This window comes from Parvimonas sp. D2, assembly GCF_035282635.1.
GTDB lineage: Bacteria > Bacillota > Clostridia > Tissierellales > Peptoniphilaceae > Parvimonas.
Window position 1 is genome coordinate 296,670 of sequence record NZ_JAYKBO010000001.1, and the last position, 17,742, is coordinate 314,411.

14 protein-coding genes are annotated in these 17,742 nt (G+C 28.0%); 1 reads left to right on the top strand and 13 read right to left on the bottom strand.

What is annotated here, in order from left to right:
• Nucleotides 1-13 precede the first annotated feature (13 nt).
• A complete protein-coding gene (locus tag VJI77_RS01385) occupies nucleotides 14-1,060 on the bottom strand; it encodes an ABC transporter substrate-binding protein (protein WP_009354268.1) in 1,047 nt (348 codons plus the stop codon).
• 388 nt (nucleotides 1,061-1,448) lie between these two features.
• On the opposite strand from VJI77_RS01385, the gene VJI77_RS01390 reads away from it, so the two are divergent.
• Complete coding sequence (locus tag VJI77_RS01390) at nucleotides 1,449-2,843, top strand: MATE family efflux transporter (protein WP_323987958.1); 1,395 nt, start codon at nucleotides 1,449-1,451, stop codon at nucleotides 2,841-2,843.
• A 109-nt stretch (nucleotides 2,844-2,952) separates the two neighbouring features.
• Here VJI77_RS01390 and VJI77_RS01395 read toward each other — a convergent pair whose 3' ends face one another.
• The 12 genes from VJI77_RS01395 to lpdA form a co-directional block, all read right to left on the bottom strand.
• Nucleotides 2,953-4,455, bottom strand: coding sequence for a bifunctional metallophosphatase/5'-nucleotidase (locus tag VJI77_RS01395; protein ID WP_323987959.1), 1,503 nt, complete (start codon nucleotides 4,453-4,455; stop codon nucleotides 2,953-2,955).
• Nucleotides 4,455-5,276 carry a phosphonate ABC transporter, permease protein PhnE gene (gene phnE, locus VJI77_RS01400; protein ID WP_323987960.1) on the bottom strand — a complete coding sequence of 274 codons (822 nt, stop codon included), beginning with the start codon at nucleotides 5,274-5,276 and terminating at the stop codon, nucleotides 4,455-4,457. Before phnE (VJI77_RS01400) ends, VJI77_RS01395 begins: the two co-directional genes overlap by 1 nt.
• Nucleotides 5,276-6,097, bottom strand: a complete 822-nt coding sequence (phnE, locus tag VJI77_RS01405; protein ID WP_009372583.1) for a phosphonate ABC transporter, permease protein PhnE — start codon at nucleotides 6,095-6,097, stop codon at nucleotides 5,276-5,278. The genes phnE (VJI77_RS01400) and phnE (VJI77_RS01405) overlap by 1 nt, the downstream gene beginning before the upstream one ends.
• 1 nt (nucleotide 6,098) lies before the next feature.
• Nucleotides 6,099-6,854 carry a phosphonate ABC transporter ATP-binding protein gene (gene phnC / locus VJI77_RS01410; RefSeq protein ID WP_009372456.1) on the bottom strand — a complete coding sequence of 252 codons (756 nt, stop codon included), beginning with the start codon at nucleotides 6,852-6,854 and terminating at the stop codon, nucleotides 6,099-6,101.
• Between the two features lie 77 nt (nucleotides 6,855-6,931).
• On the bottom strand, nucleotides 6,932-7,984 hold the full coding sequence (locus VJI77_RS01415) for a phosphate/phosphite/phosphonate ABC transporter substrate-binding protein (RefSeq protein WP_323987961.1): 1,053 nt from the start codon (nucleotides 7,982-7,984) through the stop codon (nucleotides 6,932-6,934).
• A 211-nt stretch (nucleotides 7,985-8,195) separates the two neighbouring features.
• Nucleotides 8,196-8,837, bottom strand: a complete 642-nt coding sequence (locus VJI77_RS01420) for a ComF family protein (RefSeq protein WP_323987962.1) — start codon at nucleotides 8,835-8,837, stop codon at nucleotides 8,196-8,198.
• Nucleotides 8,837-11,056, bottom strand: a complete 2,220-nt coding sequence (recD2, locus tag VJI77_RS01425; RefSeq protein WP_323987963.1) for an SF1B family DNA helicase RecD2 — start codon at nucleotides 11,054-11,056, stop codon at nucleotides 8,837-8,839. The genes VJI77_RS01420 and recD2 overlap by 1 nt, the downstream gene beginning before the upstream one ends.
• Before the next feature lie 50 nt (nucleotides 11,057-11,106).
• Nucleotides 11,107-12,369: a UDP-N-acetylglucosamine 1-carboxyvinyltransferase gene (gene murA, locus VJI77_RS01430; protein ID WP_009372451.1), complete on the bottom strand. Its 1,263-nt coding sequence runs from the start codon at nucleotides 12,367-12,369 to the stop codon at nucleotides 11,107-11,109.
• 141 nt (nucleotides 12,370-12,510) lie between these two features.
• Nucleotides 12,511-14,340 carry a translational GTPase TypA gene (typA, locus tag VJI77_RS01435; protein WP_314719879.1) on the bottom strand — a complete coding sequence of 610 codons (1,830 nt, stop codon included), beginning with the start codon at nucleotides 14,338-14,340 and terminating at the stop codon, nucleotides 12,511-12,513.
• Nucleotides 14,341-14,486: 146 nt separating this feature from the next.
• Entirely contained in the window at nucleotides 14,487-14,990 is a 504-nt protein-coding gene (locus VJI77_RS01440; RefSeq protein ID WP_323987964.1) for a GNAT family N-acetyltransferase, read from the bottom strand.
• Between the two features lie 9 nt (nucleotides 14,991-14,999).
• Nucleotides 15,000-15,926 carry a lipoate--protein ligase family protein gene (locus VJI77_RS01445; protein WP_323987965.1) on the bottom strand — a complete coding sequence of 309 codons (927 nt, stop codon included), beginning with the start codon at nucleotides 15,924-15,926 and terminating at the stop codon, nucleotides 15,000-15,002.
• A gap of 97 nt (nucleotides 15,927-16,023) precedes the next feature.
• Nucleotides 16,024-17,739 carry a dihydrolipoyl dehydrogenase gene (lpdA, locus tag VJI77_RS01450; protein WP_323987966.1) on the bottom strand — a complete coding sequence of 572 codons (1,716 nt, stop codon included), beginning with the start codon at nucleotides 17,737-17,739 and terminating at the stop codon, nucleotides 16,024-16,026.
• Nucleotides 17,740-17,742: the final 3 nt, after the last annotated feature.

Below are 17,742 nucleotides of genomic sequence, written 5' to 3' on the forward strand. Positions count from 1 at the left end.
TTATCGTGAAATTTTATTTTCCTTGTGTTAATTCTGCCCATTTTTTAAGAATAGCTTCTCTTTGTGAACCAAAACTTTCTATATCCTCTTTTATAAATTTATCTTTAGGTAAGCCAAGATCATACCCTTTAGTTCCTTCAATTACCATTTGACCACCATCTTTTCCATCAAGTTCAGCAATCAATTGTTGATTTTCAGGTCTTAAAATAAAATCTTCAAATGCTTTTGCAACTTCAAGGTTTGGACTGTTCTTAAAAATTGCTACACCTTCTGGTACCCAGCATAAACCATCTTCTGGATAAATTGCAGTTAAATTATTTTTTTCAGCTACATCAAAAGCTGATTTATCAATTGGAATAATTCCTATTCCAAATTCTCCTGCTACTGTTTTTTCTTGTGGATCTTTTCCTCTTTTTCCATAGAACTTAACATTATCATTTAACTTTTTAAAATATTCCCAGGCCTTTTCTTCTCCATACTTATCTATAAGGCCTTTAACATTTGCAAAACTAGTTCCTGAAACAGCAGGATTTGCCATAATAATTTCATCTTTATACTTAGGATCTACAATTTCTTCCCAAGTTTTAGGTACTTTAAGTCCTTTTTCTTCTAAAATTTTATTATTTACTAAAAATCCTACAACTGTAACTCCTTTTGAAATCCAGTAACCTTCATTATCTTTAAATCCTTCTTTAATTTTATCAAATCCTTCAGGTTTATACATTTCTAAAAGACCATCTGATTTAGCTTTCATAAAGGCATCAATTCCGCCACCAAACCAAACATCAGCACTTGGTTTTCCACCTTCAGCTTTAATTTTAGCAATTACTTCTCCACTTGACATTGAAAGAAATTCAACTTTGGCCTTAGTTTCATCTGAAAACTTATCAAAAAGTTTTTTATATTTTTCAGACGTAGCTACAACATTTAAAGTTTTTCCTTCAAAGTTTTTAGTAGTTTCTACCTGTTTTTCTTCTTTTTTATCTTCTGCTTTTTTAGATTGACAACCAACTAACATTAAGCCAGCAAGCATTAAAGATAAAATTCTTGATTTTTTCATATTTTCCTCCTAAATTATCTAATCCATATTATTTTAATATAATTATGGAAATAAAATAAATGCAACTTTATCACAAAGGATAAAGATATAATTATTATATCATATTTTTATAATTTATCATAATTTATTATAAAATAAAAATATTATTTTTTATTATTGATATTACGCTTATAGTACATATTTTAATAAACTAACAAATTTATAAGAAGTTATAATAAATTTCTATAATTAATGATAAATATTTTCAAAAAATTAGTTGAACTAAATAATATAAAAGTACATTTTTACTATTATTATAATATTTTTAAAAGATTTTTATTTAAATATGTTTTATTCCACTATATTTGTGGAATATAATAAAGGTATAAATTTTTATGGGAGGTGTTGTATGAAAAAAGAACGAAGCGAAATGATTCTACATGGTAATATTTACAAAATAATAGCAATAATATCCATTCCAATTATTTTAAACAATTTTATTCAACAGTTATACTCTCTTGCAGATGCCTTTTGGCTAGGAAAATTAGGAACAGCAGAATTTGCATCAACAAGTTTTACTTGGCCTGTTATTTTTTTATTTAATTCTATTGGGATTGGACTGTCAATAGCTGCTATATCTTTAATTTCTCAATTATTAGGTCGAAAGGATTATTTACATGCACAAAAATATGCGGATACTTTAATTAATATTTCTTTACTATTTTCTATAGTATTTATGTTGTTAGGATATTTTAGTGCTGATTTGATAGTAAAAATGATGGGTGCAACTGGAGATTTGGCAAAATATAGTATAATCTATTTAAAATATAGCTATCTTGGAATTCCATTTATATTTCTTTACTACATATATTCATCAATATTATCTGCTCAGGGCAAAAACACAATTCCTACAATGATAAGTACAATTTGTGTTATATTAAATATGATTTTAAATCCGATTTTTATTTTTGATATAATTCCTTTTACATCAATTTCAGGACTTGGACTTGGAGTAAAGGGAGCGGCTGTTGCAACAGTATTAACACAAGGAATAATGTGTATTGTTGGATTTATTCATTTAAGAATAAACAAAGATATTATTAAATTAAATCTAAATAGTTTAGTATATATTAAATGGGAAAAACATATTCTAAAAAGAATTTATAGAATTACTTTACCATCAGTAATAGGACAAGTTGGTTCTGCCTTAGGATTTATAATAATGAACTCATTTATTCAAAGCTATGGAACAGAAACTGTTGCAGCTTACGGTATGGTAAATAGAATAAGTGGACTTTTAAATATTCCTCCAGGCGGAGTAGGCTCTGCAATAACTTCAATTATTGGACAAAATATAGGAAATAATAATATAAAGAGAGTTAAAGAAACATTTAAAAAAGCTTCTATTATTATAATTATTATGTCAATTATAATTGCAATAATTAGTTTTATATTTAGATATGAAATTTTATCTTTCTTTATAAGTGCACCAAAAGATTCAGTACTTATGGTACAAGCAAATAGTTATATGTTCTATACATTAATAACTCTTGTAATGTTAAATATGTTTTTTGTATATCAAGGACTTTTCCAAGGTTCTGGAAATAGTAAGTATTCAATGGCTATAGATATGATAAGACTTTGGATAATAAGGCTTCCATTAATACTTTTTTTCAAGAATTTTACAAGTTATGGTGCAACAGGTATATGGCTTGCAATGGCAATTTCAAATGTATTAGTAAGTATGATTGCTCATGCAATATATTTAAAAGGCGGATGGCAACAAGGATCATTTTACAGATAAAATTAAGATATAGAATTTTTAAAAGTTTAGGTTGGAATAATTTCCAACCTTTTTGTATTTTATCTTTATATATAAAAGACTATTGCATCTATTGCAATAGTCTTTTTACCTAATCTACTATTTTTAATTTTATATTATTCTTGTCCTCAATTTCAACATAATTATTATCTTTTACATAATCAATCAAAACTTCGGCGATATCTCTCGTATCTTCTTTAAGAGTTTTAAGTTCTGGGAAAAGCGAAAAATTTCCTCCACCAGTCGCTCTATAATTATTTAATACAAGTTTATATTTTTTATCTAAAATCAACTCTTCTCCATCAACTTTTACATCTGTTATATAATTTTTACCACTTTTGGAAATGTTCATTGTATATTCTATTCCATCAAGCATATCATAATTATACATCTCTCTTTTTGGATATAAAAACTTTGGATTAATATCAATTTTATTATCCTTAACTATCCAATAAGTTGAAAGCTGTGTTAAATAATCTAAAATATTTTGCCCACTCATTTCTTTTAAAACTAATGTATTTGGAAATGGATAATTTAAAATTATATCTCTATATCTTAACTTTTTACCAAAACCAGGCATAACTTCAAAAAGACAACAAGAAGATATATCCGCTCCCATTATTTCTTTTTGAATTTTGTTTATAAAACTTGTAATTGGATATTTTTCCAATTGAGCAGTCTTTGTATCAGAAATATACATTTCTTTATTACAACTACCAATTTCTACATCCAACCATTTTTCAGTTTCATTTAAAACTTCTTTAAATTTTTCTTCCATTTCAACATCAATTTCATATTCTGAAATACCTTTAAGATTAACTGAAATATTTTCATCAAATAAAATTTCCATACAAGTTGCACAGCCATCGGCACATTGTATTACAAGAGTGTCTTTTATCTTTCCTGTTAAAGTTCTATGTTGATGACCTGTAACTAAAACATCTATTCCAGAAATTTTATCACAAATCTCATATCCAACATTTTCCCCTGTTAAGTTTTCAGTTGGTTCTCCACTTTCTAAATCTCTTTCAAAACCGCCATGATAAAAAACTACCACATAGTCAACCTTATCTCTAACAGCTTCAACTGAGTTTTTAACAGTTTCAAAAACGCTTAAGATTTCCAAATTTTCTAAATTTTTAGGATTTTCCCAATTGTCAATATAATCAGTTACAACTCCAATTAATGCAATTTTTTTATTATCTATGCAAATAATATCTGTATTTCCAAGTTTTTCATCTTTATACTTTACATTACCAGTAATACATTTTGCATTATTTTCTTTAACATAATTATATAAAAACCCACTACCATAGTTAAAATCATGATTTCCTATATTAATATAATCACAATGTATATGATTAAGAGCTTTAGCAACTATATTTTCTTTTAAATTAGCATTAGCATAGGTTACCAAAGGTGTTCCCTGATTTATATCTCCATTATCAACATAAATTACTTTTCCCTTTTTTCTTTCCTCTTTTAAAAAAGTTGAAAATCTTGAAAGTCCTTTACTAGCTATAGCAGAGTTTACAAAATTATATGCTAGTAAATTACCATGAACATCAGTGGTAGATAAAATTTTAAAAGCCATTAATATCCCCTCGCCAATTTTCTTCTTACATTATTAGAAAATACTTCTATAATTAAAACTAAAATAATTATTCCAACTAAAATTGATCCAACTTCGTTCCAACGATAATTGTTCATTGCAAAAATAAGTGGAGCTCCAATTCCACCCGCTCCTACAAGTCCTAGAACTGATGCATCTCTTAAATTCATATCAAATCTGTAAATAACGATAGAAATTAACTTTGAATAAATTTGTGGTAAAATTCCATATCTTATTTGCTCAATTTTAGTACAACCAATCGCAGAAAGTGATTCAATTATTCCAAAATCTAAATCTTCTATAACATCTATATATAATTTAGTAACCATTCCTATTGAAACAACTGACATTGTAAATACCCCAGCCAGCGCTCCAGGTCCTGTAACACCTATAAACATAAGTCCATAAATAAAAGCTGGAACAGTTCTAACACACATCGTGAAAAATCTTCCGATTACAGCTACATATTTTGAGACAATTTTCTTTGCAGAAATAAATGCAAAAGGAATAGAAATAATTGCTCCAATTATGGTTCCTAAAAACGCAATACACATTGTTTCAAAAAGTAAATAAATTACACCTTTATTATCAAGTCTAAAAAGAAATTCTACATCAGGATGTAATATTCCACTTATAATGTTTTTAGCAATAGTCATTGAATCTTTAACATCATCGCCTTTTTTAATAGACATTGCTGACCAAACTAAAAGTCCTAAAACTATTACAATAACTGCAATGATATAAGTATAAGATTTTGGCTCTTTTTTTAATTTTTCTTCTACTTTTGAATTCATCATTTCCATTACTCCAACCTTCCTCTAAAATGTTCACTTATAATTTCTATTACAAAAACAGTTAAAAGTAATAAAAATACTATGGTACCAACTTTTGAATATTCTCTCCAACCGAGTTTTTCATTCAAAATCATACCAATACCACCTGCTCCAACATAACCTAGAATTGCTGCATATCTAACATTACCTTCAAAGTTGAATAGTGCTGTTGAAATATATGAAGGTAAAACAACCGGTAGTATAGCATATCTAAAAGCGTAGAATTTAGTAAATCCCATAGATTCCATACATTCAAAAGCTCCCATATCAACAGTTTCAATTGATTCATACAATAATTTTCCAACATAAGATAATGAAAAAATAAAGATTGCAACTGTTCCTGCAAAAGTACCAAGACCCCATATATAAGTTGCTATTAAAGCACAAACAAGAGAAGGTAGAGTTCTTAAAATACTTAAAAATAATTTAAAAAATCCATTTACAAATTTATTTTTAGTTATATTGCTGGAAGCTAAAATTGCAATAGGTAATGAAACTAATGCTCCTAAAAACGACCCCATCAAAGACATTTTTATAGTATCAAAAAGTGGAGTTAAAACTTCTTTAGAATAACTAAAATCAGGTGGAATCATCCCTTTTAAAATATTAAAAAAGTTTCCAAAATTTTTAAATACTTCAAAATTAAAACCAGTAACCTTTACTGAAATATACATTAAAAAAATTACGATAACTGTAATTAAAGGAGTTTTTGAACGTGGCCTGAAAGCAACTTTTCCATTATCTAAAGTTATCTTTTCTTTTGGAAATATAGTATCAAATATATTTTTCATATTATTCTCCAGTTTCAAATAAATCTTTTTGGTAAATTTTATCTAAGATTTCCTTTGTAATATCACTTGCTGATCCATCATAAACAATTCTACCTTTGTTTATTCCAACAACTCTATCACAATATTTTAAAGCTAAATCTACGTCATGAATATTAATTAAAATTGTAATATTATTTTCTTTATTAATTTTTCTAAAATCTTCCATAACTTGATTTGAAGTTACAGGATCCAGAGCGGCAACTGGTTCATCGGCTAAAATAATTTGAGGGTTTTGACCTAAGGCTCTTGCTAAAGCTACTCTTTGTTGTTGACCTCCCGAAAGTTGGTCAACTCTTACATAAGCTTTTTCCAACATATCTACTTTATCTAAAGCTTCTAAAGATTTTATCTTGCATTCCTTAGGAAATATCCCAAAAAATTTTCTAAAACCTGTTAAATCCGGAACAAATGCAGTTAAAACATTTTTTATAACTGTAGTTCTTGTAACTAAGTTGAAAGATTGAAAAATCATTCCAATTTTTCTTCGAAACTTTCTAATATCTGATCCACTTAATTTTTTTACATCAACATCATTTACAATTAATTCTCCTGAAGTAATTTCATGCATCTTATTGACACATCTAATTAATGTAGATTTACCTGATCCAGAAAGTCCTATAATCGCTACAAACTCTCCCTGATCTATTTTTAAATCGACATCTATTAATCCCTTTGTACCATTAGGATAAACTTTACTAACTTTTTTAAATTCTATCATTTTTTTCTCCATATATTTTGTTAAAAAAGGAGAGATTTCTCTCTCCCTAATACTCACACAATTTAATTAATTCATCATTATTTTAATTTTTTTACAATATCTTGAGCTTTTGCTTCATTATCGTAGTCACTATCCTTTGCTGGTTGATAACCTTCATGACTATAAACAGATATAACTTTTTTTCCTTCTTCAGTTTTAGCTATTTCAATAAGTGATTTTTCAAGAGCTTTTTTGAATTCGGGTGTTATATTCTTAGATTTTTTAGAAACACTTACAGTATCATTATATATAGGAGTTGTAACACCAATTAGATTTGTTTCTTCCCAAATTGATGTTTTTCTTCCATAATTTTCAGTCCATTTCTTTTCTTGGTCAAGTCTAGCATCAGCATATGTACAAAGTACATCTACTTGACCTGAAGCAAGTCTTGCAAATGCAGAACCGTAAGAATCACTCAAAATTGCATTATTTCCTAAATCTTTAATAGTTTTTCCAAAAGTTTCATTTAGCCAAAGAGTTGGATAAATATATCCTGCTGGTGAAGTTGGATTCATAACACTCCATTTTAAGTCTTTAACATCATCCCATGTTAATTTTTCTCCGGCATTTACTTTTTTAGCGATAGCTTTCCCTTTTTCAGACGGTCCGGCAATCATCAATGCTCTATAAGAAGTAGCTTGGTCATTAGTTTTCTTTGTAGGTTTTTGTTCATTCCAAACCTTAGCAGAATCATCATTTATAGAAAGACCTTTTCTGGTAGCAGTCAAAAGAACTTCTGCTCCGTCTCTATATAGAACATAAGTTCCTGCAGGAATAAATCCGATATCTAAAGTTCCTGCATTAAGTCCTTCACCTACTGCTTCAAAACTCGTTCCAACTGTTATATCAACATTTTTAACATCATAGCCTTCTTTTGCTAATTGTTCCTTTAGTAAATTTTTCAAAGGTTCTGTTGCGGTAACTATTTCTGACGGTTCTCTTGAAGGCACAAAACCGATTGAAAGTTTTTCAATAGTAATTTTCCCATCAGCAGATTTTTTAGCTTCTTTCTTAGATCCACAACCCACAAGAAGTCCTGCACTTAAAACAAGTGCCAAAGATGAGATTAAAATTCTTTTAAATATTTTCATAATTCCCCCTGTATATTAGTTAAAAATAAATTGTATGATTTGCTCTTATATTATATCATTTTAAATAAGCGTTTACAATTAAAATTATGACTTTTTTTCAACTTTTTTAATAATAAAAATTTAAAAATTTTCAATCTAAAAATCGTAGTATTACCTTTACTAAAATTTATAATCAAAAAGCGAGTAATTTCAACTCGCTTAAATTACAATATTAAAAAACTCCACATAAGCACACAGCCCAAACAAAGTTACAATTTGCCTTTTTTAATTCTTTATAACACTCATCAATCGTAGCTCCACTTGTGTGTATATCATCTAATAGCAAAATATTTTTTCCACTTAAATCACAATCAACTAAAAAGGAATTTTGTAAATTTACACTTCTTTCTTCAAGGGATAAAAAATGTTGTGATTTTGTATTTTTTATCTTACGAAGATTATCAAATAATGGTATATTAGAATACTTTGAAATTTCCTCTGCAAGAAGTTTTGAATGATTATATCCTCTGAGTTTCATCTTCTTTTTACTTGAAGGAACATAAGCTATGTAATCAATCTTTTCAATCAAAGATTTATCCAAATTTTCATATATCAACTTTCCGAAAGGATTTTTTAAATACACTCCATTTTCAAACTTAAATTCCTTAATTTTTATCTTTAGTATTCCAGAATAATAGAATAAAATATCTTTTTTAAAATATTCTTCTCCATAATCATTAAAAATTTCCTTGTCATATTTTCTTATTTTGGATATACAATCCTCACACAAATAAAAATCTTTTACAATATTATCTTTACAGAAAAAACAATAATCTTCATTAAAAAAGAAACTTTTTAAAAATTTTTTTATCATTACAACAATTCCTCAACAAGACCATAAAAATGTTTTATTCTATTTTCCAAATTAGAATATCTGCTATTTATTGTATTATTTCTAATCATATTATTCATAACATTCTTATCTCCAACTAGTACAATATTTTCCTTAGCTCTTGTAATAGCAGTATATAATAAATTTCTGGTTTGAAGTAGTCTATATCCATCAAACATAGGAATAATTACAGATTTAAATTCAGAACCTTGAGACTTATGTATAGTTATTGCATAAGCTAATTCTAAATTATCTAAATCTTCTAAGGTATAATCTATAACCCTATTATCATCCATTTCAACTGTCAACTTCTTACTTGATTTATCAATGAAAATAATATGTCCCATATCTCCATTATATACACCAAAATTTTCTTCTCCGTCAGAATCAAAAAAAGAAAGATTATAATTATTTTTAGTTTGCATAACTTTATCATTTACACGAAAAAGTTTATTACCAACTAATAGTTCATCAGTTGTTTCAGTTTTCGGATTTAAAATATCCTGTAACAATCTATTTAATTCAAAAACTCCACAGATTCCTTTTCTACTTTGAGTAAGAATTTGAATATCTTTAGAAAAATCATAGCCATAAGCATTCGGAAGCCTTTTACTAATCAAATCAACTACAACATTTCTAGTAATTGCTGGTGTTTCAGTTTTTAAAAAGAAAAAATCACTATTTTTTTCATTTAAAATTGGCTCTTGTCCATTATTTATTTTGTGAGCATTAACAATTATATTACTACTTTCAGATTGTCTAAAAATATCAACAAGTTTTGTATATTTTATCTTTTCAGAATTAATTAAATCTCTTAAAACATTTCCTGATCCAACACTTGGTAACTGATCAACATCTCCAACTATGATTAATCTGGTATTATCCTTTATTCCTCTTAAAAGTTTTTCAAAAAGTACCACATCAACCATACTCATCTCATCAATAATAATTACATCAGTATCCAAAGGATTATCTTCATTATATTCGAAATGTCCAATATCATCATAACTGCTTGGAATATATCCTAACATTCTATGAATAGTCTTAGCTTCTATCCCTGTAGTTTCTTCGATTCTTTTTGCAGCTCTACCTGTTGGAGCACAAAGAGAAATATTATATCCATTATCTAAATATATCTTTGATATTGTATTTATTATTGTGGTTTTCCCTGTGCCCGGACCACCAGTTATAATAGAAATATTTTCTTTAAAACAAGAGCTTATAGCATTTATCTGAATATCTGACAGTTTTATGGACAAACTTTTGATTGCAGTTTTAATTTCCTTATCAATATCAAATAAAATTTTGAAATCTTCATTTAAAGCCATTTTTGCAAGTTTACTCGCAATATAGCTTTCAGAAATATATAAATAATCTAAATAAACATTTGATTCTTCAAATGAATTATCTATAACTACTTCGGAAGATAAAAGTAAATTCATATATACAGGTTCTATAAGTTCTGTTTCAACTCCTATAAGTTTAGAAACTTCATCAGTAAGTTTTCTCTTAGGATAGTATACATGTCCAAAATTTATAGCTTTTTGATTTAAAACGTAAATAATAGCTGATTCAATTCTATAAGGACTATTTTTATCTAAATTATTCTTTAGAGCTATCTCATCAGCTTTTAAAAAGCCAATCCCTTTTACATTTTTAATCAGTTTGTATGGGTTTTCATTAATAACTTCTAAAGTATTTTCACGAAAAATATTATAAATCTTTTTAGATAAACTTAAACTTATACCAAGCCCACTAAGGTGAAATAAAATATTTTTGCTAAATTTCAATTCTTCAACTGATTTTTTTATTTTCTCAATACTCTTCTTTCCAATACCTCTAACTTCAATCAATCTATCGGTCTCATCAAAAACTATATTTAAACTTTCTTTACCAAATTGTTCAACTATATAGATAGCATTCTTAGTACCAATAGTAGAAATAATTCCGCTAGCTAAATATTTTTGAATTTCAGTAATAGAACTAGGTAATTTTTTTTGATAAGAAGTTACATTAAGCTGTTCTCCATATTTGTTATCATATGTGAACTCCCCTTCAACTTCTAAACTTTCTCCAACATTAACAGAATCAAAAATTCCTACAATTTTGATTTCACCATCACTTGTATTCAAGTCAAAAACAGAATATCCATTTTCTTCATTTACATATCTGACCTTTATAACTTCTCCTGTTAATTTCATAAATTCTCCTGTATATAAATTTAGGAAACTATAACTAGTTTCCTAAAAAATTAATCTTCTATTCTTTCAATATTAGCACCCAATGATCTCATTTTACCAACAAAATCATTATATCCTCTATCTATATGATATATATTTCCAATGGTTGTAGTACCTTCAGCAACAAGGCCCGCTAAAACAAGCGCAGCTCCCGCTCTTAAATCTGTAGCGTTAACTTCTGCTCCAACAAGTTGTCTAACTCCGGCAATTCTAGCTTCTTTCCCACTTGTAGCAATTATAGCTCCCATTTTATTAAGCTCTTCAACATGCATAAATCTATTTTCAAAAACTGTTTCTGTAACTTTTGCTTGGTCTTCACATACACATAAATAAGCCATAAATTGAGCTTGAACATCTGTTGGAAAACCAGGATAAGGTAAAGTCTTAATATCTGTACCTTTAATCTTATCGCCACCCTTTACAAAAATTGAATCCTCATCTTCATTTACAACAACATAAGCACCTGTTTCTTTCAATTTAGCAATAACAGGTTTTATATGATTTGAAATACAATTTTGAACTACAACTTTTCCACCAGTAATTGCAGCAGCTATCATAAATGTAGCAGCTTCTATCCTGTCAGGAATAATAGTATGAACTGTACCACCTAATTTTTCTACACCTATAATTCTAATAGTAGAAGTTCCTGCTCCTGAGACTTTCGCTCCCATTTTATTTAAAAAATTTCCTAAATCTACAATTTCAGGCTCTTTTGCAGCATTTTCAATTATAGTTTCACCTTTAGCTAGAGTTGCAGCCATCATTATATTTTGTGTTGCACCTACTGATGGAAAATCCAAATAAATTGTATCTCCATAAAGTTTTTCGCATCTTGCTGAAACTTTATCAGGTTCTTCTTCAATTAAAGCCCCTAAAATTTTAAATCCCTTTAAATGCAAATCAATTGGTCTAGAACCTATAGCACAACCACCAGGTAAAAATGCATCTGCTCTTCCAAATCTTGCAAGTAATGGACCCATTACCAAGAATGATGCTCTCATCTTTTCCATCAAACTTCTATCAGTTACAAAAGAATTAATCTTACTTGAATCAATAGAAACTCTATTTTCAGACAAAAATTCAACTTTTGCACCTAAACTTTCTAAAACTTTTAAAATTATCTTAACATCTACTAAATTAGGAACATCTTCTAGCACTATTGGTTCAGTTCCTAAAAGCGAAGCAGCTATAATAGGTAGTGCTGCATTCTTTGCTCCATCAATCTTTACAGAACCTTCTAAAGGAGCACTTTTTCTTACTAATATCTTAGGCAAACAAATCCCTCCAAAATATTTTTTATTTAAATATAAATTTTTTCTCAATTAATATATTTATTTCATTATGCTAAAAATACATCTATCCTTATAACATATAAACTTACAATTATTATACCACATTTATGACATATTATTAAACTATTTATTATTTTTCTTAGATTTATATCTTAATTGTGAATCCAATATCTTCTTTCTCATTCTTAAACTCTTTGGAGTTACTTCAATATATTCATCACTTTCAATAAATTCCAACATTTCTTCCAAACTCATAATCTTTGGCGGACTAAGTTTTAAAGCATCATCAGATGCTGATGATCTAATATTTGTTTGTTGTTTCTTTTTACAAACATTAACTTCAATATCAAGTCCCTTAGCATTAGAACCAACAACCATTCCTTCATAAACTTCCGCTTGAGGAGAAATAAATAATATTCCTCTTTCTTGTGCTGAATTTAATCCATAAGCTGTTGCCACACCAGTTTCAAAACAAATTAATGAGCCAACATTTCTCTTTGGAATTTCGCCTTTGAAAGGTTCATAACCTTTAAATTCAGTATTTAAAGTTCCACTTCCTCTAGTATCAGTTAAAAACTCTGAACGATATCCAATAAGTCCTCTTGCAGGAATATTAAATATAAGTCTTGTATATCCTGCTTGTGAAGGATTCATATTAACTAAATCAGCTTTTCTTTGTCCTAACTTTTCTATAACAGAACCAACAAATTCTTGATCTACATCTATTGTTACAGTTTCTATTGGTTCTAATAATTTACCATTTTCATCTTTTTTGTATAGAACTTCAGGTTTTGAAACTTGAAATTCATAACCTTCTCTTCTCATATTTTCAATTAAAACTGAAAGATGAAGTTCTCCTCTTCCAGAAACTCTAAAACTATCGGTTGAATCTGTGTCTTCAACTCTTAAACTTACATCCGTTTCTAATTCTTTATAAAGTCTTGCACGAATTTGTCTACTTGTAACAAATTTCCCCTCTTTCCCAGCAAAAGGAGAATTATTAACTATAAAATTCATAGCAAGAGTAGGTTCAGAAATCTTTACAAATGGAAGAGGTGTTACATCTTCCAAAGAGCAAAGAGTATCTCCAATACTAATCCCTTCAACCCCTGTTACCGCAATAATATTTCCTACAGAAGAGCTCTCAACTTCTTTTCTAGATAAATTTTCAAATTCATATATTTTAGTAATTTTTATTTTCTTATTTATACTGCTGTCATTATAATTTACAATTACAGCATCATCTCCAAGCTTAACACTACCGCTTTCTATTTTACCAATACCTATTCTTCCTACATACTCATTATAATCAGTAGTAGAAATAAGTAATTTAAAAGGCGCATTTTCATCTCCTTTTGGTGCAGGAATATAGTCAACAATAACATCCAAAAGAGTTTTCATATCTTCAGTCTTTTTGTTAAAGTCCATAGTTGCATATCCAGATCTTGCAGACGCAAAAACAAAAGGACTTTCTAAATAATCTTCAGATGCATCAAGTTGGATAAATAAATCTAAAACTTCATCAACAACTTCTTCACATCTAGCTTCAGGTCTATCAATTTTATTTATGCAAATAATGGTTGGCAATTTAAGTTCAAAAGCTTTTCTCAAAACAAATTTAGTTTGAGGCATAGGTCCTTCAAAAGCATCAACTACTAGTATAACTCCATTTGCCATTTTTAAAACACGTTCAACTTCTCCACCAAAATCGGCATGTCCTGGTGTATCAATTACATTAATTTTTATTCCATTATAATCAATGGCAGTATTTTTTGAAAGAATTGTAATTCCTCTTTCTCTTTCTATATCATTTGAGTCCATTACTCTTTCTTTTACGTCTTGATTTTCTCTAAAAACACCGCTACTTTTTAATAAACAATCTACCAAAGTAGTTTTACCATGGTCAACATGTGCTATAATTGCAACATTTCTTATATTTTCAATATTTCTCATATACTTTCCTTTCTATATTATATATACAACGCATAACAATTAATTATAGCATATATACGTAAAAAAGTAAAATAGTTTTATTGATTTTATGCCTATTTATCAAAAAAGACAATCCCATTTTGAATTGTCATTTTTAAATATAAATCTTAAATTTTAATTCTAGTAAAATAGTGGTCTTCATTTTCATTAAATATATAAGCCCTACAGTTTAGCTGAGTTTTTAAAGAGTAAGGATTATCCTTATTTACACTCATATAAATTTCATCCTCTTTTATTTCATCTTTTATAAGCTCGATTACTAATTTAAGGCCTCTCGTTGCATAGCCTCTTTTTCTATATTTTTTTATAATTCCATAACCGATATGCCCTGCTCCCTTTCTTAAAGAGTCATTAAGTTTTTTTCGCACTTTAAAAAGACCCACAATTTCATCATCGTCCCATAGGAAATAATAATTTTGAGGAACTCTATTAGGTTTTAAATCTATTCCCTTAGATTGTTTTTCACAAGTTGGAATTATCTCATTTACAAATTCTTCAAATGAAACATTATAAAATTTATTCTCAAATCCATTCTCATCTTTAGGAATCGAAGTTATTGCAATATATTCTTTCTTTGCATCTTCAATATTCATCTCTTTTAAAAATAGCATATAATCACCTTAAATTTCTATAAATTTCTGAGCATAATCGTCTTTTATATTCAACTCATCTATTTTATTTTTTATTTCTTCATATTCAAAATACAGTCCAATTAAACTGTCAAGTTTACTTTTAGCTACCATATTTATTTTTTCAATTCTTCCATTATCAATTTCAACAGTGTAATCTCTTTCCTCATCTAAGATAAAAGTACATTTAGGAGATTGTCCATATATCCAGTCTTTTGTTTCATATTTTTCAGATTTTATTTTATCTATTTTGAAAATATCCTCTTTTGTTAATTCATATATTTCAAAATTCTCTTGAGTTTTTAAAATTTCATTTTTTAATTTTTCTAAAAAATCTGAAATTTCGTAATCTAGCTTTGAAATTTCTTTTAAATTTGCAACACTACTCTTAACGGATTTTGCAGATTTTGAAATAATTTTTTTGTTTTCTACATTCAATGCATTTCTTAAATTATCTAAATTACTATCAAACAAAATGCAACCATGATGTAGAACTCTTTTCTTTCTCATAAATTGAGAATGTCCACAAATTTTCTTTTCCTCAACTCTAAAGTCATTTCTTGGAGAAATATTAGCATCTATTTTCAAATTCAAAAGAGCATTATACATAGGTTTTAAAAATTCCTTAAAATCAAGTGCAGTATCTCCTGTTGTATTTGTTATGTAAGTATAATTTAGATTTCCAAAATCATGAACAACTGTACCACCACCAGAAAGTCTTCTTGCAATCTTGATATTATTTTCAAAACAGTATTTCATATTTAATTCTTCAATTAAATTTTGGTGTTTTCCAATAACTACAGAAGGTTCATTAATCCAAAGCATAAAAACTTCATCTTCTTTAAATTTTTCAAAAATATATTCTTCCATAGCCAAATTAAAATATACATCAGTAATTTTATTTTTAATAAAAATCATAATTTCTCCTCAATTCCAAAAGTATTAGAACTATTTTATCATATTCATTAAAAAAAGGATAGAATTCTATCCTTTTTTTAAACAAATTTTATTATTTTTACTTTTTAGGTAAATGTACACTAACTCCTTCTACATCAGCAATTGCTTCATAAATTGCTTCTGAGAAAGTTGGATGTCCAAATACCATTTTAATTGCTTCTTCAACAATAACTTCTGATTGCATTAAAATTGAAACTTCATTAATCAACTCGGATGCTCTAGGTCCAACAATATGAGCTCCTAAAATTTCGCCATATCTTGCATCAGAAATAATCTTAACCATTCCTGATGAATCCCCGTGAGCTAAAGCCCTTCCGTTTGCACCATAGTTAAATTTACCAACTTTTACATCATAAGATTTCTTTGCTTCTTCTTCAGTTATCCCTACACTTCCTATTTCAGGATATGTGTAAATTGCTCTTGGAATAACATTGTTATTGTATTTGTCTGATTTGCCTTCAATTATTTCTGAAGCAGCAACATATCCCATTTTAAATGCAGCATGTGCAAGAAGATTTTTACCATTAACATCTCCAGGAACATAAATATTCTTTAAACTTGATTGCATTTTTTCATTAGCAACTACATTTCCATTTGAAACTTCAAGTTTCACATCTTTTAATGCGGTTAAATCAGCTTCTCTAGTTGTAAGTAAAATTACTTTTGCACTAGCAACTTCTTCTGAACCTGCTAATACTTTTTCTCCAGAAATTTCAGTAATTTCTTTACCAAAGATAAATTTAATTCCTGATTTTTCTAAAGACTTGATTAAAATTGAAGAAACTTCTGAATCTACAACTTCAATTGCTGTTTCTTTTCTTTCAACAACAGTTACTTTACTTCCGAAAGAACTGAATATTTGAGCCATTTCAACTCCAATATAATCTGCTCCGATTATTACTAATGATTCAGGTGCTTCTTTTAAATCCAAAGCTTCATCAGTATCTATAACATTTGAATTATCTGAACCTTTAATATTTTTAACACATTTAGATCCACCAGCAAAAATTACAGAACCACATACAAGCTCTTTTCCGCTTTCTAAAGTAACATTTCCATTTGAATTAATATAAGCTGTTTCTTTAAATATTTCTACTGAATTGCTCTTTAATAAGAATTCTACTCCAGCTGTAAGTTTCTTTACTATTGAATTTTTGAATTTTAAAGCCTTTGCAACATCAACAGTAGCATTATCATTTTCTAAAATGATTCCTCTCTTGCTTGATGCTTTAATTCTTTCTATATCTTCAACATTTTGTAAATATGTTTTTGTTGGAATACATCCTCTATTCAAGCAAGTACCACCAAATTTATTATTTTCAGCTATTGCAACTTTTGCTCCTTTTTGAGCAGCTTTAATTGCTGAATAATAACCTGCAGGACCAGCACCAATTACAACAACATCATATTCGCCGTCTTTTAAATCTTTTTTAGTTTCAGCTTTAACTTCAACTACTTTTTCTTCAGTCTTTTCTTTTACTTCTTCCTTAACTTCTTCTTTAACAGGTGCTGAAGCAGTTTCAGGAATAACATCTCCTTCATCTCCAATATAAGCAATAGTTGTTATTACTGGAACAATTTCTCCATCATGTTTTAATATTTTAAGCAAGGTTCCTGAAGCCTCGGCTTCAATTTCCATATTAACCTTATCAGTCATAATTTCTAAAATTATTTCTCCAGCTTCAACTTTGTCGCCTTCTTTTTTAAGCCATTTTACAATTTGGCCTTCTTCCATTTCACTACCAGCTTTTGGCATTATTACTTCTGTTAACATAAT